We start from the raw sequence: 12,823 nt of genomic DNA on the forward strand, positions 1-12,823 counted from the left end.
TCTGGCACCGACTTCTACTTCCGTCACAATACCACTGCTTTGCGGTAAAGTGGCCGCGCAACATTCATGTCACGCATCTTTAAAGATAATCTGAGAGACAACCTAAACAAGTTTACCTTACACCTGCCGCCTTCCCACATCAGGAAAAGCCGGCGCAGATCATATCGACTTTGCCTGCGACCAGAACGGATCCCTGCGCACATAATCAATCAGCCATCGCCGTGCTGAACTCGCCGACACGCCCTCCAACTCAGGATTCTGCCAGCCAAACACCATCTTACGATGCGCCGCATCAATATCCTCAGCACCGTCCAGATAGTCCATCACCGCGGTCTCAGGATCTTGGTGCGACATGATAGACTTGCGGTTGTAAATCGTTTCAAGACCTTTGGGCACGTCACTCTCCCGCACCAACACCACATGGCGAATGCGCTGCTTGAGGAAGATCGCTTCCATACCGGAGATGTCACACAGCGCCAACGCCACTGCGACCGGTGCGCTGTCATCTTCTTCGATGGTCGACAAACGGCTCAATTGGGTATGACAGCCAAATTTCAATTGCAGGCTGGCATGGCGCATGGCCACCGACACTTGCAGCCCGGACCGCCGCAACAAACGGATGCCGGAGATAAACTCCCGCACCATCGCGGGGCGCAGCATGCCCAAGTAAGGATGCGGTTTAACAACAACCCGATGCAGGTCCAGGGCGCGCGCGGCCTTTAGGACAGCCATAAACCCGCGCATACCAACCACCGAACTGTAATTGTCGGCTTCGCTGCCATAGCCTTCCCAGGTGGGTGAATAAAAAATCACCGGCGCTGTGTCTGTAATCCGCGTCGGTTTGATCCAGGGCATGGATTGCACAAACGTGTCACCCATCATCACCAGGCGGCCCTGGTCTACGTCTGATGCGGTGAAAATTCCTGCATCTAGATACCGGTCCCGCGCCAACGGGCCGGCAATAGACACGTAGTCATACATCCGAGACGCCGGTCGCATCGACGCGCTTTTGTTGCTTTCCCCGTGCAGGGTCAGCACATGGCGGAACGACCGATTGGCCACGGTTTGAAGGTTGGATAGCGAATTGAACGGATAAAATAGAACCCCGCCCGGACGCAGCGGGAACCGGGAACCGTTGCGACCTTTGACCGGCCGCACGTCAAGATCTGTCGGCAAACGGCTGAAGAGCCGCTGCATTCGGATCAAAGCGCTGTGGCGCAGCAACAGCGGCGTGTCAGATTTTCCGTAGGCGCCGCTTTCAAAGAAAGGACGGATTTGGTTGACAGCAGACAACACAGGACTGTCCAGATAAACAGCTTGATCGGGCACGGCTTCCACATCCCGCGACGCAATTGGTGCGCTTCGCTCTAGCGGCGCGACCTCAGGGCTATCGCCAGTGGGTTCTTTCCGCGTCACCAAACTATTTGTGTCCTGAACTTTCAACATGGGTTTAGCAGCGTACCACCAAGTTTTCACTCAACAGCATTTTGCCGGTTGGCGAAGACATCATAGCAATCACATCGGCAACCTGCTCTGGTTGCATAATTGTGGTTGGGTCCTCATCGGGTGCCAGCTTCTTGCGAAGGTCGGTGGCACAGCGACCGGGCGACAGGCACACAACATCGACACCATACGGTGCCAATTCGTCCCGCATCACTTCGGACATATTGATCACCGCAGCCTTTGAGGTCGAGTAGGACATCCAGCCGGAACGGCCTTTGGTGCCCGCAGTAGAGGCGATGTTGATCACTTTTTCCAACGGATGGTTGCGCAACAGCGCCTCCTGAACAAAGCGGAACGGTGCATAGACGTTCACCCGCATGGTCATCTCAAAATCCACCATGTGGGTTTCGTTGATGGACGCCGGTTTGGCATAGCCTGCATTGTTGACGATGTAGTTCACCGCTACGTTTTCCGCATCCAGACGGTCAAATACGTCTTTCACCGCTTCCGGATTGGACAGGTCTGCTTCAACTTGGAAGATTTGGCGGTTGCCAGAGATGGCACGTACTTCGGCAAAAGCGGTGTCAAAAGCGTCGGATTTTCGTGCCACCATGACAATGCAACTCACATCGTCGATACCACGCGCGAAGCGGCGGGCCGTTGCGAGGCCAATACCCTTTGAGGCTCCACTAATCAAAACAGTCTTAGTCATGGGCAGGCACTTTTCCTTTGCTGTGGAAATCCTTCATCATGCCTTCTGCTATAATGAAATCTTCTGGGGTGGTAATTTTGATGTTGCGGCTTGAGCCCTCCAAAGACAGGACTGGCTGTTTGGTCATTTTCACCACCATTACAGAATCTTCATTGTAGGATTTACCCTTCTTCCGAGCCTTGGCATGCGCCGCAAGTAAGGTGTCCCGTGCAAACTTCTGTGGCAATTGTATATCAAAAACCTTCTCACGTGACACGCCCCGCTTAACGAGGCGTGTTTCTGTGTTGATCCGACACATCGAGAAAGAGATCGCAAGACAATAACCTGCATTCTCAGCGTCGTTCTCAATCAGCTCGGACAGCATATCAACTTTGATAAAGGGACGGGCCGCTTCATGCAGCACCACCACATCTTTCTCGGCGGCGGCGACCAACGCTTCACAGCTTTCCTGGCGTGTCGCGCCGGCCGGAATAATTTTGTATGGCAACCCCGCACAATAGGCTTCCATGATTTCGCGGGTCCGCTCCTCAAAGCCTTTTGGTGCATTGACCACGATCTCAGCCACATTGGGGGTGCGCACGGCGGCAATGATCGAGTGTGCGACCATCGGGTGGCCCGACAGTTTGTAGAATTGTTTCGGCTCGTGGTGATTTGACCGTGCGCCCACGCCGCCGGACAACAACAGAAAGGAGACCTGCGGTTCGGGATGGGGACGTGTCAATCTATGTAAACTCATCAGGTCAACTCGCTATCGCTAATGTTGCCGCCACAATGGCAATGAATTTTGCAAGGTCAGTGGACGGGGCATTGGCAACAAAAAGCACGTCCTTGTCTCGCAAGGTAAAAGCTTGTGTCATGAAGATCGCTTCCGGAGAGTTCAAGTCGACCCAATAGATCGTCGGAACTCCTTTGGAATAGGTTAAATCTGGCAAAGTCACACCAGTACTTTTCACCCGATCGCGGTTTTCGAACCGGAAAAGGAACACACCACTGTCATCTGCTGTTTTGTCATCCAGGCCGCCCACTTTGCTTATGGCTTCAGCCAGCGTCACGTTCTCTGTGTTAAACGGATACTGCGACGGCTTCGCAACCGCACCAAAAGCCGAAAAAGAGCGTGGGTTGTGCAACAGCTGCACTGTGTCGCGCGGTTGCAACCACACATTGGCATTCCCGGTCGAGACCACCTCATCCAGACGTGCCCGCGCCACAGAGCTGCCTCGCACCAGGCTCACTTCCATATCATGGGTTGGCTTGGTCGCCCCACCGGCCATGGCCACTGCATCCAAAAGACGCAGGCCGCTGGCCGGAATATCAAACCGTCCGGGAGCACGAGAATCGCCCACGACGGTCACACTTTGCGCACCGCCTTTTTCAAGAATGACGGACACCTCTGGATCAACAGCTTTGCCACGCAGACCATTGGCAACATCCGTGCGCACCTGATCCACCGTCAAACCTGCCACCGGCAGGTTTCCAACGTACGGAATATTGATATTACCATCGTTGCTAACAATCACCGGGATCGCTGAGGACTTTTGCTCAACAGTCGAGAAGAGCCCCTCAGGTGAGCTTTCCCAAATCCGCACCGTCAGTCGATCACCAACGCGGATTTTTGTGCCTGCGCTTGACGTGCTGCGCGAACTGAGACTTCCTGCAAAACCAGCTTTCATTGGGGCGCCGATCTTCCCGATCACCGCCGGCGTCACCGGCACAAGAGCAAAGTTTCGGGTGACATTTTCGTTGTTCGCCACCTCATCTGTCATGGTGATCATCGCCTTGCTGGTGCCTTGGCCCGGCAAGGTAGAACAGCCCGCAATAGCCAACACAGCAACGACCGCGACAATTGCCCGGCCCCACCGCATTTTTTCTAGCTTCGCTTTCACAACCATTCTGGTCTTCAACTTCCTGTTATTCGCACCTAAGCTCGTGCCCTTAATACAGATGGAGTTTCCCTGAATACAGGGGCTTTCCACCGGTTCCTGCAGCATGTCTGTGACAATGCCAAGGACAGCACCTGTAGTGGGTGCTCTTGAGGGGACTGTATTTGCGAAAGTGGTTACCGATCTTATAATGCTGTCACGCCAAAATTTGCTGCGGACGCCCTATGGATCTTTGGGCCAATTATAAAATTGAACTTTGCTGCAGAGCTCAGGCTGAGCGCAAACGAGAGTACACATAGTGAATATTTGCCCAAAAATTAATTTTAACGCCCCCAGGCGCTGCGCGGATAAAAGCCCAAAAACAAAGAGAAAGTCAATAAAATAAACCCCAACCAAAGCCTGGAAATGTCGGAAATTTGACATCCCATCTAGCTTGCAAAGGCCGTCAAACACCTCCAAACAAACGCGCCCAAACCTTAATCATGCGTTTCTGGATTGCAGAAACTTTTATCCAATCTTCATTTTCAACAACCGCGAAACACCCCCTTTTTTCCCCGTTTTCTTTCGCACCGGCGGCTGAAACAAAACGGGATTCGGCGCACGGCAACTTTCCGCCGCCATTTTCACGTTCATGTTTCAAAGTCGTAAAAAAGCAACAATTTCCGTGCACAAGGCTACAACTGTGGCAAACTTGCCGTAATAATTCCACTGCAAAACCCATCAAAAGCCCCACAACCAAACCGGCTGTAGGGCGTTTGCATCGCGCAAATTGGTATTATTTTTGACCGCGGAAAGCTGCGTTAAACAACTTTTCCCAATTTATAGGCATCAATCGCGAGGTCGCGACACAGGAGCCGTGCAATCTCATCCACATCACTGCGTCCCAGAATGCCACGCCCTCTTTGCTGCGCGAGATGCAGGCTCACGCCGCGCCGCCACATGTCATGCCGCGCCGGGATCGACATCAAGGCGCGCGTGTCGTCATTGAAGCCCGCCAGGTTCCAATAGCCTGCGGTCTCCACCACCTGATCCAGGTAGCGCGCAATGCCATTGGCGCTGTCGTGGAACCACCACGGAGGTCCAAGCCGCAACGCAGGCCAGTGCCCGGCCATCGGCGCCAACTCTCGTGTGTAGGCGCTCTCATCCAAGGTGAACAAAAGGATGTTCATGTCCCGCTCATTGCCAACGCGATTGAGCAGCGCATCCATGCCTTCTACCCAGTCCACATGCACAGGCATATCCGCCCCCATATGTGCACCAAATTTTTCATACAGCGCATTGTTGGTATTGCGCTTGCTGCCCGCATGGATCTGCATCACCAGACCATCTTCCGCTGACATCTGCGCCATTTCGGTCAACATGTGCCCGTAAAACACCTGCGCTTCTTTGGGGGTAATTTTGCCGCTACACGCCTTGGTATACAGCGCCGCCGCCCGTTTCTCTGTCAAATAACAGGTCATCAGATCGGTCACCGCGTGATCGGTCGCCGTTGCCCCATAGGCCATAAAATAGGCACGACGGTCGCGCAGCGCTTCCAAGTAGCCACCAAAGCTCTCGGTTTCCTGACCAGTCACCTCAGCCAATTCCACAATGTCAGCTTTGAAGTCCGGATGTTTCGGGTCCAAAATACTGTCCGGGCGGAACGTCGGAATGATCTTGCCACTCAACTTCTGCTTCCGCGCAGCCTTGTGATGGCTCAAATCATCCAGCGCGTTGTCCGTCGTGGCCAACACCTCGATGTTGAACTCCTCCAACAACGCTTGTGGCCGCAACCGCGCCGCTTTCAGCTCCGCATCAATCTTATCAAAAAACGTATCTGCATTTTCGGCGTTCAACGTCGCAGTGATGCCAAACGTCCGCGCCATAGTGGTGGCAAACCATGCGTCACTGGGAGTGCCGCGAAATTTATGCCAATGGTTGGCAAAAATGCGGAAAATCGCCCGTGCATCCCGCTTCTCCGGCGGCACACCGATTCCCAGATCTTCCAACGCAACACCCTGGCTATAGAGCATGCGCAAGATGTAGTGATCCGGAATAATCAGCAGTTCCGCAGGATCGGCATAGGCCGGATTTTCTGCAAACCAGCGCGGGTTGCAATGTCCATGCGGCGCGATGATCGGCATGTCGCGCACGCCGTCGTAAATATCCTGCGCTGCATCCGGCAAGGTCAGAATTGGCGTGGTGTGTCCGGTCAGGGAAGTCAAAGGCTGGCTCATCAGTCAAAGGTCTTTCTGTGCTGGCAGCCCCGTCTTCAAAGGGCCCAAACAGCTTGGCACAAAACACGCGACGTGCTCATACCAGGCCATGTCATTCCCATCCAAAAACACATAGATACGTTGATGTTCCCCTAACGTGATCGCGACTCTGTTTTCTTACTAAAGCCCATTGCACTCGTCGTGAATCTGCTACGGCAAAACGCTATCGCCCTAACCGTGCACCCCGAAAAACCATCAAAGATGCACCTACCAGACACCTTCGACAACTCGCTGAAAATCATCATCATTCCAGAGGGTGATCAACGCACAAACACCCAGAGGTTGAACCTGACGACTCCACACTTGATTCAAACCCTCACGCGCACAACCCACATCTCAGACATTTAAGCTCAAATCTTACCAAAGAATCCCCACCTCCAAAGCTGGTGACAATGAAAAAACACCGGCGCTCCCTTGCCCGGCACCCCTGCATTAGAAGCCCCTTCAGCCTATCCGTCATAGCCGCAACGCGCGGGCCAAGCTTAACCCAGCGGAAACTCCAGCCCTCGCCAGCGGGTCAACCATTTGCAATTGCGCAAAATTTTCACTTGCCGAGACTGCTTTCAGATTGCACCTTTCGCCCAATCGCCCGGTTGCCCCCCGCAGCCTGACAAAGGAGCCTTCGTGTGAAGCAGACTTGGCGCTGGTTTGGTCCAGCTGACCCCATCGACATTTACGACCTGCCACAAGTGGGCGTTCAAGGCGTGGTCACCTCTCTGCATCACATCCCACCGGGTGCACCTTGGAGCAAAAGCGAGATCCGCCAACGTCAGGCCGAAATTGCCAAACCAACACCGCAACCCACTGGGCTGAACTGGGATGTGGTCGAAAGCCTGCCAGTCTCCGAGGTCATCAAAACCAAAGGCACCAACTATGCCGCTCATATCGCCGCTTACAAAGAAAGCCTGCACAACCTAGCAGGCTGCGGCATTCAAACCGTCTGTTACAACTTCATGCCTGTGCTGGACTGGACCCGCACCAATCTGGCGGCGCGCATGTCTCACGGTGGCACCGCCATGGCTTTTGATGTGGTTGACTTCGCCCTGTTTGACCTCTTCTTACTGGCCCGCCCCTCCGCGGAAGACGACCACAGCACAGACATCCGGCAAGCGGCATCTGCTCGGTTCAACGCCATGGACAACACCGCTCAAGCAAATCTGGTGAACACCATTGTGTCCGGTCTGCCCGGCGCCACCGACAGCTGGACTCTCAACGATGTTATGGCGCTGCTCGACCTTTACAAAGACATCGACGCCAACCCACTGCGCGCCAACTTGATCGACTTCTTGTCAGAGGTGGTCCCCGTGGCCGAGGAACATGGCATTCGCCTCTGTTGCCATCCCGATGATCCTCCGTTTTCTCTGCTGGGCTTGCCGCGCGTCATGTCCACCACCGCAGATTATGAGGCGGTTCTCACCGCCATCGACAGCCCCGCCAACGGCGCAACGCTGTGCACCGGCTCACTTGGCGTGAACCCGGAGTTTGACACGGCTGACTTTGTGCGCCGCCTCGGGCCGCGCATCCACTTTGCCCACCTGCGCAACACTTTGCGCCAAGGCCCGACGGATGGGGATAAACTCAGCTTCCACGAGTCGATGCATCTGGAAGGCAACACCGACATGGTGATCGCCATCCGTGCCCTGCTCAAAGAAGAGGCCCGCCGCAAAGCCGAAGGTCGCAGTGATTGGGAAATCCCCATGCGCCCGGATCATGGCCAACACATTCTGCATGACCTGCACAGCGAAAGCCTTCCCGGCTATCCGCTCATCGGTCGTACCAAAGGTCTCGCGGAGCTGCGCGGCGTCATGACCGCGCTCAGCGCCAATCTATAACGCCGGAAACACCGCGGTTTTTTTCACCGTACCGTAGGCAAAGGTGGTGTCGATGCTGGCAATCCCGCCAATCGGGTGGATGCGCAGCCGGATAAATTCCTCATAGGCTTCCAAGTCGCTCACCACCACACGCAGCTGATAATCGGTTGCGCCGGTCAAAACGTGACACTCCAGCACCTCCTCAATCCGCATCACCGCCCGCTCAAAGCGCTGCACATCTTCCTCATTGTGCCGCTCCAGTTTCACCCGCACAAACACCGTCACCGGCAACCCGTAAGCCTTCGCGTCCACCTCCGCACCGTAGCCAGTGATTGCCCCAGACGTCTCCAAATTACGCAACCGCCGCAAACATGGGCTTGGTGACAGGTTCACCGCTTCAGCCAAATCCTGGTTGGTCATACGCCCATTGGCCTGCAAAGCCCGAATGATCTGGCGATCCTTGGCATCCATTCCGCAACTCCTTGGCAGATTATGCCAATATTGTAGCCTCCCGCGCTATTTTTCGCAACCACATGCCCCGCATCCTCACCCAAACTGACCTCAACAGTTTCACGCGAGGACCCTTCCCATGACCAAACGCAACGCGCCGCAAGGCTTCGCCACCCGTGCCATCCACCACGCCTATGATCCACAGGACAACGAAGGTGCCCTGACCCCACCTTTGCACCTGACCTCCACCTTCACCTTTGAAACGGCGCAGGCCGGGGGTGAGATGTTTGCAGGGGATCGCGTGGGCCACATTTATTCCCGCATCTCCAACCCGACCTGTGATCTGCTGGAAAAGCGCATCGCCACACTCGAAGGCGCTGAAGCTGGCCTGGCCTTGGCCTCCGGCATGGGCGGCATCACCGCCACGCTCTGGACCTTGCTGTCCCCCGGTGACGAACTTATCGTCGACAAAACGCTTTACGGCTGCACCTTTGCCTTCATGCAGCACGGCTTGGCAAAATGGGGCGTGACCATCACCCATGTCGACATGACCAACATCGACAACCTGCGCGACGCTGTCTCGGACAAAACCCGCGTGGTGTATTTTGAAACCCCGGCCAACCCCAACATGCGTCTGGTCGACATCGCCGCCGCTTCTGAGATCGCCCACAGCGTCGATGCCACCGTGGTGGTCGACAACACCTACGCCACACCTTACCTGACCCGTCCAATTGAGATGGGCGCCGACATAGTGCTGCACTCCGCCACCAAATACCTCGGTGGGCACGGCGACGTCGTAGCAGGCCTCGTGGTTGGCACCGCCGAACAAATCACCGACATCCGTCTGGTGGGCATGAAAGACATGACCGGCGCGGTCATGGCACCGTTTAATGCCATGCTGATCATGCGCGGCCTCAAAACCCTCGCATTGCGTCTGGACCGCCACGTGCAATCCGCCATCACCGTCGCGGAATGGCTCGAAAGCCATCCGGCCATTGCGTCTGTGTCTTTCCCAGGCCTGAAAAGCTTCCCGCAGCATGATCTGGCAACCCGCCAGATGGACAAGCCCGGCGCGATGATTGCCTTTGAACTGGTCGAGGGCCACGACGCGGGCATCGCCCTGATGAACAACCTCACGCTCATCCAGCGGGCGGTGTCTCTGGGTGACGCAGAAAGCCTGATCCAGCATCCGGCCTCCATGACGCACTCGACCTACACGCCGGAAGAACGCGCCGCACACAACATCACCGAAGGCCTCGTGCGCCTGTCGGTGGGCCTCGAAGAGGTTGAGGACATCCTCGCCGACTTGTCCCAAGCGCTCGACGCCCTGCCCACCCGCATTGCGGCTGAGTAAACCTACCCTGCCTTGGCGTGCTACACTTGCGCCAAGGCCTCCTTCTTCCCGATTGCCCAGCGGAGCCAAGCTATGACCGACACCCAGCACCTGAAGACCATCGAACAACGCCTGCTGTGGCTGTCCCATTGGATGATTCACAACGCCAATCACATCCGCGCCAAAGAAGACAGCATCAAGATCGGCGGACACCAAGCCTCGTCAGCTTCCATGGTCTCGATCATGACCGCGCTCTACTTTGCTACGCTCAAGCCCGAAGACCGCGTCGCCGTAAAACCGCACGCCTCGCCGATTTTCCACGCCATGCAGTATCTGATGGGCAATCAGACGCGCGAGAAAATGGAAAACTTCCGCGGCTTCGGCGGCGTGCAAAGCTACCCAAGTCGCACCAAAGACATCGACGATGTGGACTTTTCGACCGGCTCCGTGGGCCTTGGCGTTGCCATCACCTCTTTTGCCTCGCTCATTCAAGATTACATCAGCGCCAAAGACTGGGGTGCCGACGCGCCGCAAGGCCGCATGGTTGCGCTTGTGGGCGACGCGGAACTCGACGAAGGCAACGTCTATGAGGCCCTGCAAGAGGGCTGGAAAAACGATCTGCGCAACACCTGGTGGATCATCGACTACAACCGCCAATCCTTGGACGGCATCGTGCGCGAGGGTCTGTTTGAGCGCGTCGAGAAAATCTTTGATGCCTTTGGCTGGGACGTGGTGCGCGTGAAATACGGCGCCCTGCAACGCGCGGCCTTCTCTGAGCCGGGCGGCGAGCAACTGCGCAACTGGATCGACAACTGCCCCAACCAAGACTACTCCGCCCTCACCTTCATGGGCGGCGCGGTCTGGCGCAAACACTTGATGGATGACCTGGGCGATCAAGGCGACGTCACCGCTCTCTTGGAGCGGCGCAGTGATACCGAACTGGCCGAACTGATGGAAAACCTCGGCGGCAACTGCGTGGAAACCATGGCCGAGACCTTTGCCGCCATCGACCACGACCGCCCCACTTGTTTCCTCGCCTACACCATCAAAGGTTGGGGCACGCCCATTGCGGGCCACAAAGACAACCACGGCGGCCTGATGAACAAGACGCAGATGGCGACGTGGCAAAAACATATGGGCGTCACTGAGGGGCAGGAATGGGAGCCCATGGCCACTGTTGCCGACCCCGCCACCCTTCGCGATTTCCTCTCTGAAGTGCCGTTCTTTGCCCAAGGCCCGCGCCGCTTCACCGACGCCAAATTGCCCGTGCCTGCAATCTCGCTCGACAGCGACCGCGAGACATCCACACAAATGGCCTTTGGCAAAGTCCTCGACGATCTCTCCAAAGGTAACAGCGAGTTGGCCGCGCGCATCGTAACCACCTCGCCCGACGTGACCGGCACCACCAACCTTGGGCCATGGGTCAACCGCCGCAAACTCTTTGCCCGTGAAGCCCAGGCCGACGCCTTCATTGAACACCGCATCCCCTCAACCGCCAAATGGGAGTTCACTCCCGAGGGCCAGCACATCGAGCTGGGCATTGCCGAAATGAACCTGATGCTCCTGCTGGGGGCCGCAGGGCTCTCACATTCCCTCTTTGGCAAACGCCTGATCCCCATCGGGACTGTGTACGACCCCTTTGTCTCCCGCGGCCTCGATGCGCTCAATTACGCCTGCTACCAGGACGCCCGCTTCTTGCTTGTCGGCACCCCATCCGGCGTAACCCTTGCCCCCGAGGGCGGCGCGCATCAATCCATCGCCTCCCCTCTGATCGGCATGTCCCAAGACGGCCTCGCCTCCTTTGAACCCGCCTTTGCGGACGAACTCGCCGTGATCATGGAATGGGCGTTTGACTACCTGCAACGTGACGGCGAAGGCGACCCGGATGAACGCACATGGCTGCGCGACGAAACCGGCGGCTCAGTGTACCTGCGCCTGACAACCAATCCGATTGAACAACCCGGAAAACGCCATGATGACGCCTTCAAACAAGGCGCAATTGATGGCGCGTATTGGCTGCGCAAGCCCGGTCCCAATTGCGAGTTGGTGATCGCCTATCAAGGCTCGGTGGCCCCCGAAGCCATCAAAGCCGCTGGCCAAATTGCCAACGATCGCCGCGACATCGGTGTGCTGGCGGTGACCTCCGCTGACCGTCTCAACGCCGGCTGGACCGCCGCCCAACGCGCCCGCGCTCGCGGGCAAATGTCGGCCCAAAGCCACATCGAGCGGCTGTTGGGTGAGCTGCCGCCGCATTGCCGCCTGCTGACAGTGATCGACGGCCATCCAGCCACGCTCAGCTGGCTCGGATCGGTTCAAGGCCACCAAACCCTGCCACTAGGCGTGGAACACTTTGGCCAAACCGGCACCATCGGCGACCTTTACCGCCATCACGGTCTGGACGCTGCCACCATTGTGTCGCGCATCAATGCCCTCACCTCAGGCCGCCGCCTGCAACCCCAAACCTAACACCACGCCGTGCGCCCCAAAGGCGCGCGGCTCCCCTCTTGACGCCCTGTTAACCTTTGCCGCATCCTGACGGTACAACACGCGCGAACATCAGAAGGGGCCAGCTTGCCAGTCAAAGCCAAACTCCTGCCCACAGCCGCGGTCCTGCATGTCGAACTTCATGACACCGTGGGACCGGGACAGCTTTGGTCAGCCTTAAATGGCATGTACCTGCGGCCAGATTACATCCGAGGCATGCCGGAGATTGGCGATTTCCGCGGCATCACGGACATGCAAGCCGGCTATGATGACATGCTGGAATTCACCAAAGTCTACACGGTGTTTCACAACGCCAACCCCAAGCCGCTGGACCTGTTTTTGCTGGATCAAAACAAACTCGGTTTCTCTATGGCCGACATGTACATCGCCTTTGCGGAATCTATGGACAGCACTGTGAATATCAACGTGATGCCCGGCTACCCAGAAATTTTTGC

At 56.7% G+C, this 12,823-nt stretch carries 11 protein-coding genes; 4 read left to right on the forward strand and 7 right to left on the reverse strand.

The genetic code is table 11. The annotated features are described in order from the left end of the window. Positions 1-159: 159 nt before the first annotated feature. The 6 genes from QZ517_RS10060 to uxaC form a co-directional block, all read right to left on the reverse strand. Positions 160-1,416, reverse strand: coding sequence for a hypothetical protein (locus tag QZ517_RS10060; RefSeq protein ID WP_294226066.1), 1,257 nt, complete (start codon positions 1,414-1,416; stop codon positions 160-162). 34 nt (positions 1,417-1,450) lie between these two features. Beyond that, on the reverse strand, positions 1,451-2,155 hold the full coding sequence (locus QZ517_RS10065) for an SDR family oxidoreductase (RefSeq protein ID WP_294226069.1): 705 nt from the start codon (positions 2,153-2,155) through the stop codon (positions 1,451-1,453). After that, entirely contained in the window at positions 2,148-2,891 is a 744-nt protein-coding gene (locus QZ517_RS10070; RefSeq protein WP_294226072.1) for a 2-C-methyl-D-erythritol 4-phosphate cytidylyltransferase, read from the reverse strand. The genes QZ517_RS10065 and QZ517_RS10070 overlap by 8 nt, the downstream gene beginning before the upstream one ends. A gap of 4 nt (positions 2,892-2,895) precedes the next feature. Further along, positions 2,896-4,044, reverse strand: a complete 1,149-nt coding sequence (locus QZ517_RS10075; RefSeq protein ID WP_294226075.1) for a polysaccharide biosynthesis/export family protein — start codon at positions 4,042-4,044, stop codon at positions 2,896-2,898. Between the two features lie 436 nt (positions 4,045-4,480). Then, positions 4,481-4,756 carry a hypothetical protein gene (locus tag QZ517_RS10080; RefSeq protein ID WP_294226078.1) on the reverse strand — a complete coding sequence of 92 codons (276 nt, stop codon included), beginning with the start codon at positions 4,754-4,756 and terminating at the stop codon, positions 4,481-4,483. A 79-nt stretch (positions 4,757-4,835) separates the two neighbouring features. Continuing rightward, positions 4,836-6,251 carry a glucuronate isomerase gene (uxaC, locus tag QZ517_RS10085; RefSeq protein ID WP_294226080.1) on the reverse strand — a complete coding sequence of 472 codons (1,416 nt, stop codon included), beginning with the start codon at positions 6,249-6,251 and terminating at the stop codon, positions 4,836-4,838. A 665-nt stretch (positions 6,252-6,916) separates the two neighbouring features. Between uxaC and uxuA the strand changes: the two genes are divergently transcribed. Beyond that, complete coding sequence (gene uxuA / locus QZ517_RS10090; RefSeq protein ID WP_294226082.1) at positions 6,917-8,122, forward strand: mannonate dehydratase; 1,206 nt, start codon at positions 6,917-6,919, stop codon at positions 8,120-8,122. On the opposite strand, the gene QZ517_RS10095 is transcribed toward uxuA, so the two are convergent. Continuing rightward, a complete protein-coding gene (locus QZ517_RS10095; protein ID WP_294226085.1) occupies positions 8,117-8,572 on the reverse strand; it encodes an Lrp/AsnC family transcriptional regulator in 456 nt (151 codons plus the stop codon). The genes uxuA and QZ517_RS10095 overlap by 6 nt on opposite strands. Positions 8,573-8,690: 118 nt before the next feature. Between QZ517_RS10095 and QZ517_RS10100 the strand changes: the two genes are divergently transcribed. From QZ517_RS10100 to QZ517_RS10110, 3 genes are all read left to right on the forward strand, one after another. After that, complete coding sequence (locus tag QZ517_RS10100) at positions 8,691-9,905, forward strand: methionine gamma-lyase (RefSeq protein ID WP_294226088.1); 1,215 nt, start codon at positions 8,691-8,693, stop codon at positions 9,903-9,905. Between the two features lie 72 nt (positions 9,906-9,977). After that, positions 9,978-12,350, forward strand: a complete 2,373-nt coding sequence (locus QZ517_RS10105) for a 1-deoxy-D-xylulose-5-phosphate synthase N-terminal domain-containing protein (RefSeq protein ID WP_294226091.1) — start codon at positions 9,978-9,980, stop codon at positions 12,348-12,350. A 105-nt stretch (positions 12,351-12,455) separates the two neighbouring features. Beyond that, on the forward strand, positions 12,456-12,823 hold a 368-nt coding region (locus QZ517_RS10110), incomplete at its 3' end, for a hypothetical protein (RefSeq protein ID WP_294226093.1).

The sequence above is a fragment of the uncultured Shimia sp. genome, assembly GCF_913054185.1.
Taxonomy (GTDB): Bacteria; Pseudomonadota; Alphaproteobacteria; order Rhodobacterales; family Rhodobacteraceae; genus Shimia.

What these genes read in the sequence shown, in the direction of transcription:
- QZ517_RS10065 (WP_294226069.1), bottom strand. Translation starts at nt 2,155, where the DNA reads ATGACTAAGACTGTTTTGATTAGTGGAGCCTCAAAGGGTATTGGCCTC.
- QZ517_RS10070 (WP_294226072.1), bottom strand. Translation starts at nt 2,891, where the DNA reads ATGAGTTTACATAGATTGACACGTCCCCATCCCGAACCGCAGGTCTCC.
- QZ517_RS10075 (WP_294226075.1), bottom strand. Translation starts at nt 4,044, where the DNA reads ATGGTTGTGAAAGCGAAGCTAGAAAAAATGCGGTGGGGCCGGGCAATT.
- QZ517_RS10080 (WP_294226078.1), bottom strand. Translation starts at nt 4,756, where the DNA reads ATGGGTTTTGCAGTGGAATTATTACGGCAAGTTTGCCACAGTTGTAGC.
- uxaC (WP_294226080.1), bottom strand. Translation starts at nt 6,251, where the DNA reads ATGAGCCAGCCTTTGACTTCCCTGACCGGACACACCACGCCAATTCTG.
- QZ517_RS10095 (WP_294226085.1), bottom strand. Translation starts at nt 8,572, where the DNA reads ATGGATGCCAAGGATCGCCAGATCATTCGGGCTTTGCAGGCCAATGGG.
- QZ517_RS10100 (WP_294226088.1), top strand. Translation starts at nt 8,691, where the DNA reads ATGACCAAACGCAACGCGCCGCAAGGCTTCGCCACCCGTGCCATCCAC.
- QZ517_RS10105 (WP_294226091.1), top strand. Translation starts at nt 9,978, where the DNA reads ATGACCGACACCCAGCACCTGAAGACCATCGAACAACGCCTGCTGTGG.